Annotated in this window: 17 protein-coding genes; 5 read left to right on the forward strand and 12 right to left on the reverse strand. The window is 69.9% G+C overall.

The genetic code is table 11. The features are described 5' to 3' along the window. The first annotated feature begins 72 nt into the window (after window positions 1-72). Complete coding sequence (locus KZC51_RS00330) at window positions 73-657, forward strand: antibiotic biosynthesis monooxygenase (RefSeq protein ID WP_247628031.1); 585 nt, start codon at window positions 73-75, stop codon at window positions 655-657. Between the two features lie 6 nt (window positions 658-663). Here KZC51_RS00330 and KZC51_RS00335 read toward each other — a convergent pair whose 3' ends face one another. Further along, window positions 664-1827: an ROK family protein gene (locus KZC51_RS00335; RefSeq protein ID WP_247628032.1), complete on the reverse strand. Its 1164-nt coding sequence runs from the start codon at window positions 1825-1827 to the stop codon at window positions 664-666. A 123-nt stretch (window positions 1828-1950) separates the two neighbouring features. On the opposite strand from KZC51_RS00335, the gene xylA reads away from it, so the two are divergent. Further along, complete coding sequence (gene xylA / locus KZC51_RS00340; protein ID WP_247628033.1) at window positions 1951-3141, forward strand: xylose isomerase; 1191 nt, start codon at window positions 1951-1953, stop codon at window positions 3139-3141. 7 nt (window positions 3142-3148) lie between these two features. Further along, window positions 3149-4456: a xylulokinase gene (gene xylB / locus KZC51_RS00345; protein WP_247628034.1), complete on the forward strand. Its 1308-nt coding sequence runs from the start codon at window positions 3149-3151 to the stop codon at window positions 4454-4456. A 162-nt stretch (window positions 4457-4618) separates the two neighbouring features. Here the strand turns inward: xylB and KZC51_RS00350 are convergent, their stop codons facing one another. From KZC51_RS00350 to KZC51_RS00370, 5 genes are all read right to left on the reverse strand, one after another. After that, complete coding sequence (locus KZC51_RS00350; RefSeq protein WP_247628035.1) at window positions 4619-5533, reverse strand: aldose 1-epimerase family protein; 915 nt, start codon at window positions 5531-5533, stop codon at window positions 4619-4621. 52 nt (window positions 5534-5585) lie between these two features. Then, a complete protein-coding gene (gene araA / locus KZC51_RS00355) occupies window positions 5586-7100 on the reverse strand; it encodes an L-arabinose isomerase (RefSeq protein WP_247628036.1) in 1515 nt (504 codons plus the stop codon). 29 nt (window positions 7101-7129) lie between these two features. Beyond that, window positions 7130-8713 carry a xylulokinase gene (locus KZC51_RS00360; protein ID WP_247628037.1) on the reverse strand — a complete coding sequence of 528 codons (1584 nt, stop codon included), beginning with the start codon at window positions 8711-8713 and terminating at the stop codon, window positions 7130-7132. Then, a complete protein-coding gene (locus tag KZC51_RS00365; protein ID WP_247628038.1) occupies window positions 8710-9429 on the reverse strand; it encodes an L-ribulose-5-phosphate 4-epimerase in 720 nt (239 codons plus the stop codon). Before KZC51_RS00365 ends, KZC51_RS00360 begins: the two co-directional genes overlap by 4 nt. Window positions 9430-9657: 228 nt before the next feature. Next, the gene (locus KZC51_RS00370) at window positions 9658-10662 is read right to left on the reverse strand and encodes a LacI family DNA-binding transcriptional regulator (protein ID WP_247628039.1); all 1005 of its coding nucleotides are present in this window, start codon (window positions 10660-10662) and stop codon (window positions 9658-9660) included. Window positions 10663-10719: 57 nt separating this feature from the next. Between KZC51_RS00370 and KZC51_RS00375 the strand changes: the two genes are divergently transcribed. Together KZC51_RS00375 and KZC51_RS00380 are read left to right on the forward strand one after the other, a co-directional pair. Beyond that, window positions 10720-11565, forward strand: coding sequence for an NAD-dependent epimerase/dehydratase family protein (locus KZC51_RS00375; RefSeq protein WP_247628040.1), 846 nt, complete (start codon window positions 10720-10722; stop codon window positions 11563-11565). A gap of 85 nt (window positions 11566-11650) precedes the next feature. Further along, window positions 11651-12082: a hypothetical protein gene (locus KZC51_RS00380; RefSeq protein ID WP_247628041.1), complete on the forward strand. Its 432-nt coding sequence runs from the start codon at window positions 11651-11653 to the stop codon at window positions 12080-12082. Between the two features lie 96 nt (window positions 12083-12178). On the opposite strand, the gene KZC51_RS00385 is transcribed toward KZC51_RS00380, so the two are convergent. From KZC51_RS00385 to KZC51_RS00410, 6 genes are all read right to left on the reverse strand, one after another. Beyond that, a complete protein-coding gene (locus KZC51_RS00385) occupies window positions 12179-13216 on the reverse strand; it encodes an ABC transporter permease subunit (RefSeq protein ID WP_247628042.1) in 1038 nt (345 codons plus the stop codon). Further along, complete coding sequence (locus KZC51_RS00390; RefSeq protein WP_247628043.1) at window positions 13213-14289, reverse strand: ABC transporter permease; 1077 nt, start codon at window positions 14287-14289, stop codon at window positions 13213-13215. The genes KZC51_RS00385 and KZC51_RS00390 overlap by 4 nt, the downstream gene beginning before the upstream one ends. After that, on the reverse strand, window positions 14286-15920 hold the full coding sequence (locus KZC51_RS00395; RefSeq protein WP_247628044.1) for a sugar ABC transporter ATP-binding protein: 1635 nt from the start codon (window positions 15918-15920) through the stop codon (window positions 14286-14288). Before KZC51_RS00395 ends, KZC51_RS00390 begins: the two co-directional genes overlap by 4 nt. Before the next feature lie 71 nt (window positions 15921-15991). After that, window positions 15992-16993, reverse strand: coding sequence for a substrate-binding domain-containing protein (locus KZC51_RS00400; RefSeq protein ID WP_247628045.1), 1002 nt, complete (start codon window positions 16991-16993; stop codon window positions 15992-15994). 181 nt (window positions 16994-17174) lie between these two features. Beyond that, window positions 17175-18716 carry a sugar ABC transporter ATP-binding protein gene (locus tag KZC51_RS00405; protein WP_247628046.1) on the reverse strand — a complete coding sequence of 514 codons (1542 nt, stop codon included), beginning with the start codon at window positions 18714-18716 and terminating at the stop codon, window positions 17175-17177. Further along, entirely contained in the window at window positions 18716-19735 is a 1020-nt protein-coding gene (locus KZC51_RS00410) for a LacI family DNA-binding transcriptional regulator (protein WP_247628047.1), read from the reverse strand. Before KZC51_RS00410 ends, KZC51_RS00405 begins: the two co-directional genes overlap by 1 nt. Between the last annotated feature and the right edge of the window lie 56 nt (window positions 19736-19791).

Here is a 19791-nt window from a genome sequence, read left to right on the forward strand (position 1 = left end):
TCGCGCCGCACCCCTGGCGCAGCTCCGTTCGGCGCCGCGATCCGGCCCGCCTCACTCCTGCGAGGACCCGCCATGTCCAGCGAACCCATCACCGTCTCCATCCGCCGCGAGGTCGATCCCGAACGCATCGCCGAGGCGACCGCGTGGGTGCAGACCGGCGTGAACATGGCGCACAAGTACCCGGGGTTCCTCGGCTCCGGATGGGTGCGCGCGGGCGAGGACTCGCAGGTGTGGCACATGCTGTACCGCTTCGCGAACGAGGACACCCTGGTCGCCTGGGAGCGGTCGGGCGAGCGCGCCTGGTGGCTGTCGATGGGCGAGGGCTTCATCCGCAGCGAGCGATCGCGGCGGCGCAGCGGCATCGAAGGGTGGTTCGACGAGCCCTCGACCGGCTCGATCACGCTGCCCGCCGCGGAGGGGACGTCGACCGTCGCCGTCGTGAACACCCCGCCGCGCTGGAAGCAGGCCGTCACCATCTGGCTGGGGTTCTTCCCGGTGAACCTCGCCTTCACCTACGCGATGAGCCCGGTGCCGGGGTGGGACGCGCTGCCGATCTGGCTCCGCGTGCTGTGCACCACGCTGGTGCTCACCCCGATCATGACCTACTGGGTGCTGCCCTGGGTCACCCGCACCCTGCGCTCCTGGCTCGCCCGCTGACCGGGTTCAAATCACGCCCACCGAGGTGAACGCGAGCTCGGCCGCGCCCAGCAGCAGCCGATCGGCGGCCAGGGATGCCGAGAGGATGCGCAGACCTTCGACGTTCTCGGCCATCGCCCCGGTCGCGACGGCGGCGGCGAAACCCTCAGGGTCGCTCTCGACCAGCATCGCCAGGAAGCCGCCGAGCACCACCACGGAGGGGTTGAGGATGTTCACGGCATCCGCGATCGCCTGGGCGAGCACCGCGCGCTGGCGGCCGCATTCGTCCTGCGCTTGGCCCGGACTTCCGGTTGCCGCGGCCAGCGCCTCGGCGAGCGTGGGGTCATCCGCCGCGGGGAGCCCGAGCACCGCGAGCAGCCGCGCGCGGCTGACGGTGTCTTCCAGCACGACGGCAGCGCCGGCATCCGCTCCCGCGGCGCGCACGCGGTTCTGCCCGAACTCGCCGGCGTAGCCCCCGACTCCTCCGACCGGCAGCCCGTGCACGATGATCCCGCCGCCGATGCCCGAGGGCCCGCCGTTCAGGTAGATGACGTCGTCCGCGCCTTCTGCGGCTCCGAACAGATGCTCGGCGAGGGCACCGAGGCTCGCGTCGTTGCCCACCGCGACCGGCAGCCCGGTGTGTGTGGCGACCAGAGCGCGCAGCGGCGCGTCGACCCAGCCGAGGTGCGGGGCATTGCGCACCAGGCCGTCAGCGGCGCGCACCAGACCCGGCACCGCGATCCCGACGCCCACGAAGCGGAAGCCGCGCAGGGCTCCCCCGCGCCAGCGCGCGATCACCTCCGCGATGAGCTCGGCGGTCGCCGACGCGCTCAGCACCGTGGCGGACTCGATCCGCTCGCGCAGCGCGATCCCCCGCGCGAGATCCACCGCAGCGATCTCGACCGCATCGACCTCGGGGTTCACCGCGATCACGACGCTCTTGGGCGATGCCTCGACCACCGGCGATGGACGACCGACCCGGCCGACGGGGTCGGGGTCGCGCTCCACGACCCACCCGTCTCCGACCAGCTCGCCGACCAGATCAGCGACCGTCGACCTGTTCAGCCCGGTCGCGGTCGTCAGCTGGGCACGTGACTGCGGGCCGCCCAGGTGCACCAGTCGCAGGATGCGGGCGAGGTTGCGGGCGCGCACGCCGTCGCCGTTGTCCTTCGGCGCAGCATCCGTGGTCACATCGTCCTCCGTGGGGTTCGGCGTCTCAGTCTAGAAGGCTGGACATCGGCACCCTCAGGCTATATGTTGTTGCTCACAACAATTTACGGGAAGCCGCCGTGCGGCACCATGCGAAGGAGCATCATGAGCCTCACCCCCACCCGCGCCGACAAGTTCTCGTTCGGACTGTGGACCGTCGGCTACAACGGCACGGATCCGTTCGGCGGCCCCACCCGCCCCGCGCTCGACGTCGTCCACGCGGTCGAGAAGCTGTCGGAGCTGGGCGCCTACGGACTCACGTTCCACGACGACGACCTGTTCGCCTTCGGATCCGCCGACGCCGAGCGGCAGACGCAGATCGATCGCCTGAAGGGCGCACTCGCCGACACCGGCCTGATCGTGCCCATGGTGACGACGAACCTCTTCTCGGCTCCCGTCTTCAAGGACGGCGGCTTCACCTCCAACGACCGCCAGGTGCGCCGATTCGCGCTGCGCAAGGTGCTGCGCAACCTCGACCTCGCCGCCGAGCTCGGTGCCAAGACCTTCGTCATGTGGGGTGGCCGCGAAGGTGCCGAGTACGACTCCGCGAAGGATGTCCGCAGCGCGCTCGAGCGCTACCGCGAGGCCGTCAACCTGCTCGGCGACTACGTGACTGACAAGGGCTATGACATCCGCTTCGCCATCGAGCCGAAGCCGAACGAGCCGCGCGGCGATATCCTGCTGCCCACGCTGGGTCACGCGATCGCGTTCATCGACTCGCTCGAGCGCCCCGAACTCGTCGGCGTGAACCCCGAGGTCGGGCACGAGCAGATGGCCGGACTCAACTTCACCGCCGGCATCGCGCAGGCGCTGTTCCACGGCAAGCTGTTCCACATCGACCTCAACGGCCAGCGCGGCATCAAGTACGACCAGGACCTGGTGTTCGGTCACGGCGACCTGCACAACGCGTTCTCGCTCGTGGACCTGCTCGAGAACGGCGGCCCGAACGGTGTCCCCGCCTACGACGGCCCCCGCCACTTCGACTACAAGCCGAGCCGCACCGAGGACGAGACCGGGGTGTGGGACTCCGCCGCCGCCAACATGCGCACCTACCTGCTGCTGAAGGAGCGCGCAGCGGCGTTCCGTGCCGACCCCGAGGTGCAGGAGGCTCTGGCTGCGGCGAAGGTCGCCGAGCTCGCGACCTCGACCCTGAACGAGGGCGAGTCCTACGACGACCTGCTCGCGGATCGCAGCGCCTACGAGGACTTCGACGCCGACGCATACCTCGGCGGCAAGGGATTCGGCTTCGTCCGGCTGCAGCAGCTTGCCACCGAGCACCTGCTCGGCGCCCGCTGAGTCCGGCATGGCACTCGCGCTCGGGGTCGACTCCTCGACCCAGTCCTGCAAGGTCGTCGTGACGGATGCCGCGACCGGCGCCGTGGTGCGCACCGGTCGTGCGGCACATCCGGACGGCACCGCGGTCGACCCCGAGGCGTGGTGGACGGCGCTCTCGTCCGCGATCGCCGAAGCCGGAGGACTCGACGGCGTCGACGCCTGGGCCATCGGTGGACAGCAGCACGGAATGGTCGCACTCGATGCCGCCGGCGCCGTCATCCGCGACGCCCTGCTGTGGAACGACACGCGCTCCGCCGACGCCGCGACCGACCTCGTGGCCGAGTTCGGCGCGCAGGAGCTGGTCACGCGCACGGGTGTCGTGCCGGTGTCATCCTTCACGATCTCGAAGCTGCGCTGGCTGCGCGACAACGAGCCCGAGAACGCGGCGCGGGTGGCGGCCGTCGCCCTGCCGCACGACTGGCTCACCTGGCGCCTGCGCGGCTACGGACCCGCCGGTGCGGAGGCGGCGCCCCTCGGGCCGGTGCTGGAGGAGCTCGTCACCGACCGCTCCGACGCCTCGGGCACCGGGTACTGGAATCCGACCACCGGCGAGTACGACCGGGAGCTGCTGGTCGCCGCGCTGGGTCACGGCGCGGTGCTGCCGCGCGTGCTCGGCGCGGAGGAGCACGTGCAGGATGCGGACGGCCGGTGCGTCGGCCCCGGCGCCGGTGACAACGCCGCCGCCGCCTTCGGGCTCGGCGCCGGTCCCGGCGATGTGGTGGTGTCGATCGGCACCAGCGGCACGGTCTTCGCCGTGAGCGAGCATCCGTCCGCCGACCCTTCCGGGATCATCGCGGGCTTCGCCTCGGCCGACGGTCACTTCCTGCCGCTCGTGTGCACGCTCAACGCGGCCCGGGTGCTCGACGTCACCGCAGCGCTGCTCGGCGTGGATCACGACGAGCTGAGCCGACTCGCGCTGGCGGCCCCGGCGGGTGCGAACGGACTCACCCTGGTCCCCTACTTCGAGGGTGAGCGGACCCCGAATCTGCCGGATGCGACCGCGACACTCAGCGGCATGACCCTCGCCTCCACCACGCGCGAGAATCTGGCGCGCGCCGCGGTGGAGGGAATGCTGTCCGGACTCGGCGCCGGTCTCGACGCACTGCGAGAGGCCGGGGTGCCACTGCGGCGCGCGCTGCTGATCGGGGGCGGGGCACAGTCCGCCGCGGTGCGGGCCATCGCACCGGAGGTGTTCGGCATCCCGGTGGAGGTCCCGTCTGCCGGCGAGTACGTCGCACTCGGCGCCGCACGGCAGGCGGCCGGGCTGCTGCACTAGTCGGTTCGCGCCGTCGGGGGCACGGGCGCGCGAGTGGGCGCGGGCGCGGATGCAGGAGCATCCGCCGGTGATTCCTCCTGCAGATCGCGAGATCTCCTGCAGATGGCGCGGATGCCGAGGCCAGGGCCGGGGCCGGGGCCGGTATCCCGGGCCCGGACAGACCTAGACGGCGAAGATGCGCCAGGACGCGGCGTGCGTCGCGTCGGGCTCCAGGGTCACCAGGTCGACACCCGAGTTGAAGGCGTCGGGCGGGCAGGTCATCGGCTCGACCGCGAGCCCGATGCGGTGCGTCGCCGGAACCGCGGGGGTGTCGGCGGTGTGCACCTGCACCCACGGGCATCCCTCGTCCCACGCCAGTCCTACTCCGGTGCCGGCAGGCGTCACCAGGTGGACCTCGGCGATGCCATCCGTGCGCGCGAGCTCGGTGAAGGCGTGGTCGATGAACACGTCTCCGATCGGCCGCGCCTCGCGGAAGTCCCACTCCGGATGCTCCGTCACCGGTTCCACCGCCACCGGGCTCAGCCGATCGGGCGTCACGGTCAGCACCTCGGATGCCGGGAGCGCGAGCGTCCAGTCGTCGACGCGTCCGGGACCGGCGACCAGGTAGGGATGCGGTCCGGTGCCCCAGGGCGCGGCATCCGCACCGATGTTGCGTGCGGTCACGGTCTGTCGCAGTCCGTCGGCCTCCAGACGGTACTCGACCTCGACTTCGACGCGGAACGGGTACCCGATCTGCGGCTCGATCACGGCGGCGAGCGCGACGCGGTCGTCGAGCACGAGGCGGTCCTCGAACTCGACCCACGCGAGGAGTCCGTGCAGCGCCTGAGCGCGCGCGGGCTCGGTGAGGGCCAGCTGGTGCTCGACCCCGGCGAAGCGATAGCGGCCGTCGACGATGCGATTGGGCCACGGCGCGAGTGTCACGCCGCGGTAGGCCGGTCGCACCTCGTCGGCGTCGAACGGCACGACCAGGTCGCGTCCGTGGAACGTGAGCGCCCGCAGTGTTGCTCCGACGCTCGCGATATCCGCCGTGTAGCCGTGACCGGTGATGCGCAGCTGGCGTCCGGAGCGCGGAGCCATCAGCGGCCCTTCGACAGGCTCAGGGACCGAGCGCTCAGTCGGGACGTTGCCATCAGAGTCCCTGCGCCAGGCGGTAGTACGCCTGGTTCCAGCGGACCTGCTTCTGGAACTCCGGCAGCGTGGTGCTGTCGTCGATCACCAGCAGCTCGACCTCGGCCATCTCGGCGAAGTCGCGGAACGCCTCGATGCCGACAGCGGTCGACATGACGGTGTGGTGCGCAGCACCGGCGGTGAGCCAGGCGGCGGCGCTGGTGGTGAAGTCCGGCTGCGGCTTCCACACCGCGCGGCCGACGGGGAGCTTGGGCAGCGATGCCCGCGGCGGGACGTTCTCGACCACATTCGCGGTGAGGCGGAACCGGTCGCGCATGTCGCTGAGCGCGACCACGACCGCGGGGCCGGGGTCGGCCGTGAAGACCAGGCGCACCGGGTCATCCTTGCCGCCGATGCCGAGCGGGTGGATCTCGAGCGTCGGCTTCGCTGTGGTCAGCGACGGCGAGACCTCGAGCATGTGCGCACCCAGGATCAGCTCGTCACCCGGGGTCATGTCGTAGGTGTAGTCCTCCATGAGGCTCGCACCGCCGGGGAGCCCTGCGCCCATGACGTTCGCGATGCGCACGAGCACGGCGGTCTTCCAGTCGCCCTCGGCGCCGAAGCCGTAGCCCTCGGCCATGAGCCGCTGCACCGCCAGACCGGGCAGCTGCTTCAGCGCGCCCAGGTCCTCGAACGAGGTCGTGAAGGCGCCGAAGCCGCCCTCCTCCAGGAACGACCGCAGCCCGACCTCGATCGCGGCGCCGTCGCGCAGCGCGGAGTGCCGGTCGCCGCCGCGGCGCAGTTCGGGCGCGACCTCGTACAGCTCCTCGTACTCGGCGACCAGGGCGTCGATCGCCGAGTCGGATGCCGCGGCCACGGCCTCCGCCAGCTCGTTCACGCCCCAGGTGTTGACCTGCACGCCGAACCGCAGCTCGGCCTCGGTCTTGTCGCCCTCGGTGACCGCGACGAAGCGCATGTTGTCGCCGAAGCGGGCGAGCTTGAGGTCGCGCGATGCCGCGAGGCCGGCCGCCGCACGCTGCCAGGTGCCGAGCTCGCGGCGCAGACGCGGGTCGGACGCGTGGCCGACGATGGTCTTGCGCGGCACACCGAGCCGGGTCTGGATGTACCCGAACTCGCGGTCGCCGTGCGCGGCCTGGTTCAGGTTCATGAAGTCGAAGTCGATGTCGGCCCAGGGCAGCTCGACGTTCGCCTGCGTGTGCAGGTGCGCGAGCGGCTTCTGCAGGGCGTCGAGCCCGGCGATCCACATCTTCGCGGGGCTGAAAGTGTGCATCCACGCCACGAGCCCGATCACACGGTCGTCGGCGTTGCCCTCCAGCGCGGTGCGCTTGATGGCGGCGGCATCCGTCAGCACGGGCTTCCAGACGATCTTCACCGGCACCTCGGCCGACTCGTCGAGCAGGCGGGCGATCTGCTGGGACTGCTCCGCCACCTGGGCGAGCGTCTCGGGGCCGTAGAGGTGCTGGCTGCCGGTCAGGAACCAGACCTCGTAGCCGTCGAGGGAGGTGGTCAGTGCCATGGTGATGCCTTTCAGGTGGTGCGGAAGCGTCAGAGCGATGCGACGGCGGCGGCCTCGACGGCCAGCCCCGCCCGGTAGCGATCGAGGTAGGAGGCGAAGCCGGCGACGTCGGCCGGATCAGGGTCGGCGACCGAGACGGATGCCGCGGCGAAGACCTGCTCGTCGAGGTACGCCCCCAGGTCGAGGTCGTCGGAGTGCGAGAGGTAGGAAGCGAGCACGGCGATGCCCCATGCCCCACCCTCCGAGGCGAGTTCGCCGACCGCGACGGGGGCGGCGAGCGCACCGGCGAGGAAGCGCTGGGCGACGCCGGCGGTACGGAACATGCCTCCGTGCGCGAACATCCGGTCCAGCGCGACCCCCTCGTCGGTCAGGGTCTGCATGCCGAGCGCGAGCGTGCCGAACACGCCGTACAGCTGCGCGCGCACGAAGTTGGCCAGGCTGAAGTCGCTGTCCGGCGTGCGCACGAACAGCGGTCGCCCTGCCGTGAGCCCGGCGATGGGTTCGCCCGCCAGATGGTTGTAGGCGAGCAGTCCGCCCGCGTCCGTCTCGCCCGCGAGGGCTTCGCGGAACAGCACGTCGAACACCGCGTCGTCGTCGAGCGGCTGCCCGGCAGCCGCGGAGAAGCGCGTGAAGAGCCCCGCCCACGCCGCGAGCTCGCTGGCCCCGTTGTTGCAGTGCACCATGGCCACGGCATCGCCCGCCGGCGTCGTGACGAGGTCGAGCTCCTCATGCGCCTCGGACAGCGGCCGCTCCAGCACCACCATCGCGAAGATGCTCGTCCCCGCGCTCACGTTGCCGGTGCGCGGTGCGACGGCGTTCGTGGCCACCATCCCGGTACCGGCATCGCCCTCGGGCGGGCAGAGCGGGATGCCGCTGCGCAGTGCACCGGTGGGATCGAGCAGTGCGGCGCCGGCGGCCGTGAGGGCACCGGCATCCGCTCCCGCGGGCTTCACGGTCGGGAACAGCGCCGTCAGCGGCGCGGGCAGCCGGTCGCCCACGAGTGCGGCGTAGGCCTCGAGCATCCGGGCGTCGTAATCGGTGGTCGCCGAGTCGATCGGGAACATGCCGGACGCATCGCCGACACCGAGCACCCGTTCGCCGGTGAGCTGCGTGTGCACGTAGCCGGCGAGGGTGGTGACGAAGTCGAGCTGGGACACGTGCGGCTCGGCATCGAGCACGGCCTGGTGCAGGTGCGCGATCGACCAGCGCAGCGGGATGTTCACGCCGAGGGTCTCGCTGAGCTCCGCCGCCGCGACGCCGGTGTTCGTGTTGCGCCACGTGCGGAAGGGCACGAGCAGTTCGCCCTCCGCGTCGAACGCGAGGTAGCCGTGCATCATCGCCGAGATGCCGATGGCCCCGAACGTGTCGGGACGGATGCCGTGCTGCGCCTCCGCGTCGGCGACGAGGGCGGCGTAGGCCGCCTGCAGTCCCGCCCACACCTCGTCGAGGGAGTAGGTCCACAGGCCGTCCTCGAGCCGGTTCTCCCAGGCGGAGGAGCCGGTCGCGAGCACCTCGGTCGCATCGGGGCCGATCAGGCAGGCCTTGATGCGGGTGGAGCCCAGCTCGATGCCGAGGCTCGTGCGACCGGCGGCGATGTCGTCGCGGGCGCTCATCGGCGGGCGTCCGCGCTCTGGCCGTACACGTTCTGGTATCGGTCGTACAGGCGGTCGATCGCCTCCTGCGGAATCGGGATCAGCGGACCGGCCTCACGGGCGATGTGCACGGTGCGGGCGACGTCCTCGACCATGACCGCGGCCTTGACGGCATCCTTGGCATCCGCACCGATCGTGAACGGGCCGTGGTTCTGCATCAGGACGGCACGCGATCGGTGACCACGGAGCGTCTCGACGATGCCGCGTCCGATCGAGTCGTCGCCGATGATCGCGAAGGGGCCGACCGGCACCGGGCCGCCGAACTCGTCGGCCATGGCCGTGATCACGCAGGGGATCTCCTCGCCGCGCGCCGCCCAGGCCACCGCGTAGGTCGAGTGCGTGTGCACGACCCCTCCGACCTCCGGCATGTTCCGATACACGTAGGCATGCGCCGCGGTGTCGCTGGAGGGCGAGCGGTCGCTGCCGGCAGTGCCGGGGATCACGGCGCCGTCGAGGTCGCACAGGATCATGTTGTCGGGCGTGAGGTCGTCATAGGAGACGCCGGACGGCTTGATCACGAAGAGGTCGGCGCCGGGCACCCGACCCGAGACGTTGCCGCCGGTCCAGACGATGAGGTCGTAGCGCACGAGCTCGCTGTGCAGCCGGGCCACATCGGCGCGGACGGTGGCGATCGCGCTCTCGACGGCGGGATCGAAAGTGGGGGCGGCGTTGCTCACAGGTACCTCTGGGGGTTCACGGCCGGTCACTGTGACCGGTCACAGAAGTGTGTCACGGGGGCCTCGGGTGCGTCAAGCACGCGCTCGGGCAGAGGCGGCGTGTTCACAACTCCGCAGATTCGCAACACACAACCCGCCTCGCTTGCGTCGTTGCGGGCCGCCGCGCGGCCGCAGTGTGGTCCTCCGCGATTAATTGAGGAGTTATGGACGAAAGCCGGGCAGCCGCCGCTAGCGGGGCGGAGCCACCGAGGCGCGCGTGATCAGCTCAGGGGCCACCGGGGCCAGAGTCTCGGTCGCGGCACCGCCGATCGCGGCGGCCACGGCCCGGCGTGCGAGCTCGTCGAAGTCCTGCCGCACTGTGGTGAGCTGAGGCCAGTAGTACGCGGCATCCGGGATGTCGTCGAACCCGACCACACTGATGTCTCCGGGCACCGAGAGCCCCGCCTCATGCAGGCCCCCGAGCAGGCCGAGCGCCATCTGGTCGTTCGCCGCGAACACCGCCGTGGCGCCGGACTCCCGCACCGCGGCGACGGCCGCGTATCCCGACCCCGCCGACCAGTCGCCCGCGATCACGGGCCCGGCGTCCAGCCCCCGGGCCGTGAGCTCGGCCGCGAAGCCCTCCGCTCGCGACTCGGCCTCGAGCCAGTCCGCAGGGCCGGCGAGGTGCGCGATGCGCGTGTGACCGGCATCGGCGAGGGCGGCGACGGCCAGGCGCGCGCCGGCGGCCTGATCGACCGAGAGCCCTGGCGCCCCCCTGCCCGCGGAGTGCAGCGTGATCACCGGCACATCGATGCGCAGATCGTCGAGCGCGGCCAGAGTCCGTGCGTGCGGTGCCACGACCACGATCCCCTCGACGCCCTGTGCGACCAGGTGGTCGACGGCAGCGACCACGGCCGCGGCATCACCGGCATCCGCGAACGCCGCGCTGACCCAGTACCCCGCATCGCGCGCCGAGGCTTCGAGCGCGGCGATGCTGCGCGACGGCCCGTACTGCAGCGCGTCCGACGCGAGCACACCGAGCGTGCGGGAGCGCCGGGTGCCCAGAGCGCGGGCCGCGTTGTTCATCCGGTAGCCGAGTTCCGCCATGGCCGCGCGGACGCGCTCCAGCGTCTCGGGGGCGACATCGGGGTGGTCGTTCAGCACCCGCGACACGGTCTGGCGCGAGACTCCGGCACGGGCGGCGACGTCACGCACGCCGACGGTTCGGCGGGGCTCGCTGCTCGTGTCACTCACGCCGACGAGTGTACGACGTGCGACGCCGCTGCCCCGCCGCCGTGCCACTCTGGTGACATGCGCATCGCTCTCACTGGTTCATCGGGCAAGCTCGGCAACGTCGTCGCACGGGAGCTCCGTGCGAACGGGTACGAGGTCATCGGCATGGATGTCACCGGCACCCGCGGCCCTGACTTCGTGCAGGTCGACCTCACTGACTACGGTCAGGTCATCGACGCTTTCACGGCCGTGGGTGACCGGCACGACGGCATCGACGCCGTCGTGCATCTGGGCGCGATCCCGGCGCCAGGCATCCGCAGCGACGTCGCGACCTTCCACAACAACATGCCCGCCACGTTCAACGTGTTCTGGGCCGCGGTACGGCTCGGCATCCGCCGCATCGTCTACGCCTCCAGCGAGACGGTGCTCGGTCTGCCGTTCGACGTGCCGCCGCCCTACGCGCCTGTCGACGAGGACTACCCCGCCCGTCCGGAGTCGGTGTACTCGCTCGTGAAGACGCTCGAGGAGCAGCTGGCGAGCGAGCTGGTGCGCTGGCATCCCGATGTGTCGATCACTGCCCTGCGGTTCTCGAACGTCATGAACCCCGAGGACTACGCCGAGTTCCCCGACTTCGATGCCGACGCCCTGCGCCGCAAGTGGAACCTCTGGGGCTACATCGACGCCCGCGACGGCGCGCAGGCCGTGCAGCGCGCGCTCGAGGTCGCCGCCCCGGGCTTCGACCGGTTCATCATCGCGGCCGCCGACACCGTGATGTCGCGTCCGAACGCGGAGCTGCTCGCCGAGGTCTTCCCCGACGTGCCGCTGACGCGCGAGGTCGGTCCGAACGAGACCCTGTTGTCCATCGACAAGGCACGCCGCGTGCTGGGCTTCGACCCGCAGCACTCCTGGCGCGACCACGTCTGACCACGCACCTTTCCCGAGCGGGACCGGGGACTTCTCACGGTCCGCCGGCCCACCGCCACGCGAACCGCAGCGCTACCGTGGTGCCATGCGCTCGACGCCGCGCCCGCCGCGCACCATCCGATTCGGCCTGATCGGCATCGCGTGGTTCAGCCTGCTCTCCGCGCTGGCCGGGATGGTGGGCCTGACGGTCGGCGGCGGGATGGGACTCCCGCCCGAGTGGATCGAGGGGAGCGTCTTCCGCTCGTACTTCTGGCCCGGGGTGATCCTCGGGGTCGTGGTCGGCGGGGTGCAAGCGCTCGCGCTCATCGCCCAGTCCCGCGGCTACCGCGTCGCCTGGGGTGTGCACGCCGCCGCGGGTCTGACGATGATGATCTGGATCTTCGTGGAGATCGCGATCATGCTCGTGTGGTCGCCTCTGCACGGCATCTACTTCGTCACCGGGCTGGTCCAGACGATCATCGCGGTGCTCGCCCTCGGCGCCTGGCCCCGACCGTTTCTGGCGCGGACCCCGCGCTAGCCCCTCCGGGTCGCAGAGAGGCACCCCTGTTCGTCGACAGGGGCACCACTCTGCCGCCGGAGTGACCGGGCGACCGGAGCACCGACCGGGCGGCGGCTACTCCTTCTTGCGCGTCACCACGCGCTGCAGCAGCACGAAGACAAGCAGGATGCCGCCGGTGATGATGGTCGTCATCTCGGGCGGGATGCCACCGTCACGCGTGATCAGCACGGTCATGAGGCCGAGCACGAGGGCTCCGATGACCGAGCCGAGCACGTAGCCGTACGCACCGGTGAGCACGGTGCCGCCGATGACCGCGGCCGCGATCGCGTCGAGCTCCCAGCCGATGCCGGTGATGTTCTGGGCGGTCCCGAGCCGCGCGGTGTAGAGCACGGCGGCGAGGCCGGCGAGCGAGCCGCTGATCACGTAGACCAGCACCTTGGTACGCGGCACGGGGAGCCCCATCAGCAGCGCGGAGTTCTCCGATCCGCCGATCGCGTAGACGGTGCGCCCCGTACGGGTGCGGTGCAGCACGAAGAAGGCGACGAGCACGACGACGATCGCGATGATCACCGCCGGGGTGATGACGAGGTCGTTCACCTTCGGCCCGTCGATGATCTTGATCTTCTCGGCGATCAGACGGATCGGGGAGTCGGCGGGAAGCTGCTCCGGCTTGGTGCTCAGCAGCGACGCGAGGCCGCGTCCGAGGAACATCATGGCGAGAGTCGCGATGAACGGCTGCACATTGAAGTACCTGATCAGCACGCCGGAGACGAGTCCGAAGAGCCCGCCGATGACGATCATGAGCACGATCACGACGAGCGGATCCCACCCGGCGTTCGAGAGCATGACGCCGGCGACGGACGAGACCGCGATGACCGAGCCGACCGACAGGTCGATACCGCCGGTGAGGATGACGAAGGTCAGCGCGACCGCGAGCACGATGAGGTGCGCGTTGTTGATGAGCAGGTTCGACAGGGTGCTCGCCTGCACGATCTTGCCGTAGGCGATCTCGCCGTACACGATCATGGCGACGAAGATGACCACCGAGGCGATGGTCGGAACCACCGACGGGTTCGCCCTCAGCTGCCGACGCATCCGGTCGACGAAGTTCGTTCCGGCACTCTGGACTGGTGCTGCTGCGATGACGCTCATGCTGCAGCCTCCTTCACGATCTCGACTCGCGGTGAGGGCGTCTGCGCCTTCTTGCGACGTTGGAACCAGCTGCGCACCCGCTCGGACTGCAGCAGGCAGATGGCGACGATCACGATCGCCTTGAAGGCCGGGGTGGCCGACGACGAGACGCCGAGGAACAGCACGGTCTTGTCGAGGGTCGCGATCAGGAGAGCACCGACGAAGGCGCCGCTGAGCGAGAACTTGCCACCCGCGAGCGAGGCGCCGCCGATGACCACGGCGAGGATCGCGTCGAGCTCGAGCTGGTAGCCGGTGCGGGAGATGTCGACGGTCATGACGCTGCCGACCGACATCACCCCGGCGATGCCCGCGAGGATGCCGCTGAGCACGTAGGTCGTCAGCAGGAGCCCCTTCGGCTTGATGCCGGCCATCCGGCTCGCCTTCGGGTTGATGCCGATGGCTTCGATCATGAGGCCGAGGGCGCTGCGCCGCACCACCCACGCGACCAGCAGCACGATGACGACCGCGAGGATGAACACCACGGGGATGCCGATCACGAAGCCGTTCGCGATCCAACGGAACGGATCGCTCGACGCCGCCGTGTTCTGCCCACCGGTGATGACCTTGGCGATGCCGCGCCCCGCGAGCATCAGCACGAGCGTCGCGATGAAGGGTTGCAGCCCGACATAGGCGACCAGGATGCCGTTCACCGCGCCGAGGATGGCGGTGACCAGCAGCGCGAGGCCCACGGCCGCGAGCGCGACGCCGACCGAGCCGGAGTCGTTCGCCGCGGCGAGGAACTCCATCGACACGGCTCCGGCGACGGCCATCAGCGAGCCGACCGAGAGATCGATGCCGCCAGTCGCGATCACGAGCGACATGCCGATCGCGATCATCATGATGGGTGCCGCCTGGCGGAGGATGTCGACCAGGTTGCCGACGAGGTTGCCGTTGTTCGGGTTGATCGAGATCGCGAGATACGTCGGATCCTTGAGAACGTTCAGCGCGAGCAGCGCGACGATCGCGACGATGCCCCAGAAGAACGGCTTGCGGATCAGATCGCGCCACACGGACGCACGAGCGGAAGCGCTCATCGGGTCTCCCCCTCGAGGGTCTCGGGCTGCACATCGGAAGCGGCGGCGGGTGCGACGTGGACGACCTCGATCGGGTCGAGCTCCTCCTCGAGGGTGGTGGCCGCGGCCTCCACGCCGTGAGCGGCGATCACATCGACGATCTCCTGCGCCGTGACGTCGGGACCGTTCTGGATCTCGCCGATCTTGCTGTGGTCCTTGAGCACGACGATCCGCTCGGACAGACGCACGACCTCTTCGAGCTCCGACGAGACGAAGACGACGGCGACGCCCTGGTCGGCGAGCTCTGCGACGGCCTCCTGGATCTCGGCCTTCGCGCCGACGTCGATGCCGCGAGTGGGCTCGTCCAGGATCAGCAGCTCCGGCTCGGTGGCGAGCCAGCGCCCGAGGAGCACCTTCTGCTGGTTGCCGCCCGAGAGGTTCTTGATCATCCGCTCCGGATCGGCCGGACGCACGTTGAGCGCGGCGATGTACTTGTCGACGATCGCGTCCTGCTCCTTGCGCGGCATCGGCCGCGCCCATCCGCGCTTGGCCTGGACGGCGAGGATCATGTTCTCGCGGATCGTGAGGTCGCCGATGATGCCCTCGTCGCGACGATTCTCGGTCGAGAACGCGATGCGCTGCGAGAGCGCGGCCGACGGCGAGGAGAGGTCGACCTTGCGCCCCTTGATGGCGATCTGGCCGGACTCGCTGCGGTCTGCGCCGTAGAGCAGACGGGCGAGCTCGGTGCGTCCTGAGCCGAGGAGCCCGGCGAAGCCGACGACCTCCCCCGGACGGATGTCGAGATCGGTGGCGTGCACGGACCCGGCGCGGGAGATGCCGGATGCCGAGAGGAACGCCTCTTCGTCGGCCTCGCGTGGAGTGGTGCGGCGGTTGCCGCCGAGAGACTTGAGCGCGTCGAGGTCCTTGCCGATCATCCGGGAGATGAGGGCGTGCCTGTCGAGGTCGCGGGTGAGGTACTCGCCCTCGTACTGTCCGTTGCGCAGGACCGTGAGTCGGTCGCTGATCGCATAGATCTGGTCGAGGAAGTGCGAGACGAAGAGGATCGCGACGCCTTGGTCGCGCAGCGTGCGCATCACGGTGAAGAGGCCCTCGACCTCCGCGGCGTCGAGGCTGGAGGTCGGCTCGTCGAGGATGAGGACCTTGGCCTTGATCGCCATGGCCCGGCTGATCGCGACGAGCTGCTGCATCGCGATCGAGAGCGTGGAGAGCGGCTGGTGGGTGTCGAGGTGGTCGAGTCCGAGCCGGGCGAGCGCCTCGGTGGCGGCGCGATGGGTAGCGCGCCAGTTGACGCCGAAGAGTCCGCGCACCTCGTGTCCGAGCATGACGTTCTCGCCGATGGTGAGGTTGGGGGCGAGGTTCACCTCTTGATAGACGGTCGAGATCCCGGCGGCCTGCGCGTCGCCGGTGCCACCGAAGCTGCGCTCCTGACCTGCGACGACGATCGATCCGGCGTCGATGCGGTAGACACCGGTGAGGGCTTTGATCAGCGTCGACTTGCCGGCGCCGTTCTCACCCATGAGCGCGTGCACCTCACCCTGGAAGAGGCGGAAGTCGACTCCGTCGAGCGCCTTCACTCCGGGGAATTCGATGGTGATCCCGCGCATCTCGACGATGGGCAGTTCTTCGTTCATCGTTGTCTCTCCGTCTGTGCGGTCTCGGGGGCGGCGCGCTCGGCGCCGCCCCCGAGATCACGGGATGATGCTCAGTACTTGCGGTCCGCGAGGACGGCCTTGGCCGCCTCCGCCGAGTCGAAGGCCTGGCTCGGAACGATGATGTAGGACTCGACCGAGTCGCCGGCGAGAGCCTTCTCGACGACCTCGAGTGCGGTCTCACCGAACAGCGGGTTGTACTCGTGCACGTAGCTGAGCTGACCGTCGGCGAGCGCCTGCATGGCGTTCTTGGTGCCGTCGATCGTGGCGATCTTCACATCGGTGCCGATGACGAGACCGGCTTCCTCTGCGGCCTGGGCGGCGCCGAGACCCATCTCGTCGTTCTGGGCGAAGACGAACTGGATGTCGTTGTTGTTGGCCTTGAGCATGGTCTCGAAGACGCTCTTGCCCTCTTCCGCCGACCAGTTCGCGGTCTGCGCGTCGACCTTGTTCAGCGACGAGTCGCCGAGGCCCTCGTCGAAGCCCTGGTTGCGCTCGTTCACGACGCCGACACCGGCAGGGCCCTCGAGGACCACGTAGTTGCCTCCGTCGGGGAACTCGGCCGCGGCCCAGGCTCCGACCTCCTTGGCGACCTCGACGTTGTCGGGGGCGATGCGGGTGACGTACAGGCTCGTGTCGTCGGGCTCGATGCCGCGGTCGAGCAGGATCACCGGGATCTCGGCCTCCTGGGCGAGCTTGAGGGAGTCTTCCCAGCCGCTGGCCTCGGTGGCGGACAGGAGGATCACGTCGACATCCTCGTCGACGAACGACGTGAACGCGTCGATCTGCGACTTCTGGTCGAGGTTCGTGGCGGGCGCGTACTTCAGGTTGTAGCCGGCCTCTTCCGTGAACGTGTCCTGGATGTTGCTCTCGTTCGCCTGGCGCCATGCACCCTCGGGACCGACGGCGACGAAGCCGACCGTGGTGAGCTCGCCCGAGTCGCCCGAATCGCCGGCGTCACCGGTGTCTCCGGTCGAGCATGCCGCCAGACCGAGCGCGAGCGCGCCGACGGCGGCAAGTCCCAGAACTGTACGAGTGCGCTTCATTGCAGACATTTGATCTCCTCCTCGAGATTCCGGGTCGTTTCCCGGGGGTGGACCGTGCCGGTCCGGATGTGATGACAGGACGCCGGGAGGGCGTCGCGTGGTTCATGTTACCGGGAACAATTTTCGGAACACAAGCGCTTCCGAAGATTCGCGGGTGGTTCGTGATGAATTCGTTGTTACCGGACACACATCAGTCGTCCAGCGGATCCAGTTCCGCGGCGATCAGCTCCACGACACTGTCGACGGTTACCGCAGGGCCGTTGCTGAGCTCGCCGATCTTGTCGCGGTCCTTGAGCACGACGATCCGGTCGCTGAGGCGCACGACCTCCTCGAGCTCCGACGAGATGAACACCACACCGACCCCGTCTCCGGCCAGCTGACTGACCCGTCGCTGGATGTCGAGCTTCGCCGCGATGTCGATGCCACGGGTGGGTTCATCGAGGATCAGCACGTGGGGTCTGGTCGCCAGTGCGCGCGCCAACAGCAGCTTCTGCTGCGTGCCTCCGGAGAGATGACCGGCCGGTCGCCCGAGATCAGCGGGGTCCAGGTGGAGCGTCTCGACATAGGTCTCGGCGAGCGCCGCGATCTCCGACGGCGACAACGGCCTCGTCCATCCGCGCAGCGCCTGCAGCGAGAGCACGATGTTCTCGCGCGCGCTGAGGTCGGCGATGATGCCGTCGGTTCTCCTGTTCTCCACCGACATGGCGATGCGGCTCTTCAGCGCGGCCGAGGGACTGCGCAGCTGTACGCGTTCGCCGTCCACTCTGAGCTGACCGCTGTCCGCACGGACCGACCCGCCCAGCAGCGACGCCAGTTCCGTGCGCCCGGAACCGCGCAGCCCTGCCAGTCCGACGATCTCTCCCCGATACACGTCGATATCGGTGGGATCCAGCTCCCCGCGGCGGCCGACGCCCGTCGCCCGCAGCGCGGGTTCTCCATCGGCCGCATAGTGATGGGCCTTGCGTTCGGAACCGAGCGCGCGCAGCGCCTCGAGGTCCTTGCCGAGCATCTGCGAGATGAGATCTGCGCGCTCGAGTTCGCGGGTGGGGGTCTCGGCGATCCGGCGCCCGCCGCGCAGCACCGTCATCCGATCGCTGATCGCGAAGGCCTGTTCGAGGAAATGCGAGACGAACAGGATCGCGACCCCGCGATCGCGGAGTCCCCTGATCACCCGCATCAGCAGATCGACCTCGGCCCGGTCCAGGCTCGACGTCGGCTCGTCGAGCACGAGGATGCGCGGGTCGTCGACCATCGATCGGGCGAGCGCGACCAGCTGCTTCTGGGCGGGCGACAGCATCGCCATCGGCGTCCGCGGATCCATGTCGTCCAGTCCGAGCCGGGCCAGCGCGTCCGCGGCGTCCGCCCTCGTGCGCTTCCAGTCGATGCCGAAGCGTCCGCGGCGCTCTCGTCCGAGCATGACGTTCTCGGCCACGCTCAGCGTCGGTCCGAGCTGGGTCTCCTGGAACACCGTCGCGATGCCGGCGGCCCTCGCGTCGGCGACGCCGGAGAACCGCCGCTCCTCCCCCGCCACCACGACCGTGCCGGCGACCGGGGTGTGGGTCCCGGTGAGCACGCCGATCAGCGTCGACTTGCCGGCGCCGTTCTCGCCCATCAGCGCGTGCACCTCACCGGGGAAGAGGCGGAAGTCGATGTCGTCGAGCGCGACGACATCGGGGAACTCGACGCGGATGCCGGTGAGTTCGACGATCGGGGTGCGAGTGCGCGGTGACATCATCGCACCGGCCGGGGAGCGGCGCTGGAGCCTCGGGCGACGAGCTCGGTCGGGATGCGGGTCAGCTTCGGCAGCTCGCGCTCATCGAGAGCCGCACGGAGCATCTCGACGACCGCCGCACCGAGGGCGGCGAAGTCCTGTCTCACGGTGGTCAGCGGCGGCAGGAAGTGGCGGGCGAGCGGCACGTCGTCGAAGCCGACGACGCTGAGGTCCTTCGGCACCTCGAATCCTCGGTCGTGGAGTCCGTGGATGAGGCCGATCGCCATGTCGTCGTTCGCGACGAAGACGGCGGTGTAGTCGGGCAGCCGGGTGAGCCCCTTCGCGAAGTCGTAGGCGAAGTCGGCGGTCCAGTCGCCCACCACGATCGGGCGTTCGCGGATGCCCCACGACTTGGCCCTGGTGTGGAACGCGCGTTCGCGAGCCCTGGCGTCGAGCCAGTCCAGCGGACCCGCGATGTGGAGGATGTCGCGATGGCCGAGCGCGACGAGATGATCGACCACGAGCGAGGTGCCGGCGTGCTGGTCGATCGAGACCGTGAGGAAGGTGGGGTCGGCATCCGCTTTGACCACGAGCATGGGCACGTTCAGCGAGATCCGCCGGAGTGCGGCGACGGATGACGAGCGGGGAGCGATCACGCACAGCGCGTCCACGCCCTGGGTGGTGAGGTTGTCGACCGCATCCTGCGGCGTCAGGGTGTCGCCCTCATGCAGGGCGACCGCGCTGACCGAGTACCCCGAGGTGCGCGCGGCCATCTCGACGGCGCGGAGGATGCTGGTCGGCCCGAACGACACGGCGCTCTCGATGATGACGCCGATGCGGTGTGTGCGCTGGGTGGCGAGCGCCCTGGCCACCATGTTCGGGCGGTAGTCGAGCTCCTCGATCGCCTCGAGCACGCGCCGACGCGTGTCGGGCTTGATGTTCGGATGACCGTTGAGCACGCGCGACACGGTCATGTGCGAGACGCCGGCGAGATCTGCCACGTGGCGGATGCCGGGCTTGTCGGAGCCGAGGCTGGCCATGAGCACCTCCGTCGGTCCCGCCTGCAGAGATGTTACCGAGAACAGCCTCGACCGTG

Source organism: Microbacterium croceum (genome assembly GCF_023091245.1).
Taxonomy (GTDB): Bacteria; Actinomycetota; Actinomycetes; order Actinomycetales; family Microbacteriaceae; genus Microbacterium; species Microbacterium croceum.

Coding starts and splice junctions, on each gene's coding strand:
- KZC51_RS00330 (WP_247628031.1), top strand. CDS start 73: ATGTCCAGCGAACCCATCACCGTCTCCATCCGCCGCGAGGTCGATCCC.
- xylA (WP_247628033.1), top strand. CDS start 1,951: ATGAGCCTCACCCCCACCCGCGCCGACAAGTTCTCGTTCGGACTGTGG.
- xylB (WP_247628034.1), top strand. CDS start 3,149: ATGGCACTCGCGCTCGGGGTCGACTCCTCGACCCAGTCCTGCAAGGTC.
- KZC51_RS00350 (WP_247628035.1), bottom strand. CDS start 5,533: ATGGCTCCGCGCTCCGGACGCCAGCTGCGCATCACCGGTCACGGCTAC.
- araA (WP_247628036.1), bottom strand. CDS start 7,100: ATGGCACTGACCACCTCCCTCGACGGCTACGAGGTCTGGTTCCTGACC.
- KZC51_RS00360 (WP_247628037.1), bottom strand. CDS start 8,713: ATGAGCGCCCGCGACGACATCGCCGCCGGTCGCACGAGCCTCGGCATC.
- KZC51_RS00375 (WP_247628040.1), top strand. CDS start 10,720: ATGCGCATCGCTCTCACTGGTTCATCGGGCAAGCTCGGCAACGTCGTC.
- KZC51_RS00380 (WP_247628041.1), top strand. CDS start 11,651: ATGCGCTCGACGCCGCGCCCGCCGCGCACCATCCGATTCGGCCTGATC.
- KZC51_RS00385 (WP_247628042.1), bottom strand. CDS start 13,216: ATGAGCGTCATCGCAGCAGCACCAGTCCAGAGTGCCGGAACGAACTTC.
- KZC51_RS00390 (WP_247628043.1), bottom strand. CDS start 14,289: ATGAGCGCTTCCGCTCGTGCGTCCGTGTGGCGCGATCTGATCCGCAAG.
- KZC51_RS00395 (WP_247628044.1), bottom strand. CDS start 15,920: ATGAACGAAGAACTGCCCATCGTCGAGATGCGCGGGATCACCATCGAA.
- KZC51_RS00400 (WP_247628045.1), bottom strand. CDS start 16,993: ATGTCTGCAATGAAGCGCACTCGTACAGTTCTGGGACTTGCCGCCGTC.
- KZC51_RS00405 (WP_247628046.1), bottom strand. CDS start 18,716: ATGTCACCGCGCACTCGCACCCCGATCGTCGAACTCACCGGCATCCGC.
- KZC51_RS00410 (WP_247628047.1), bottom strand. CDS start 19,735: ATGGCCAGCCTCGGCTCCGACAAGCCCGGCATCCGCCACGTGGCAGAT.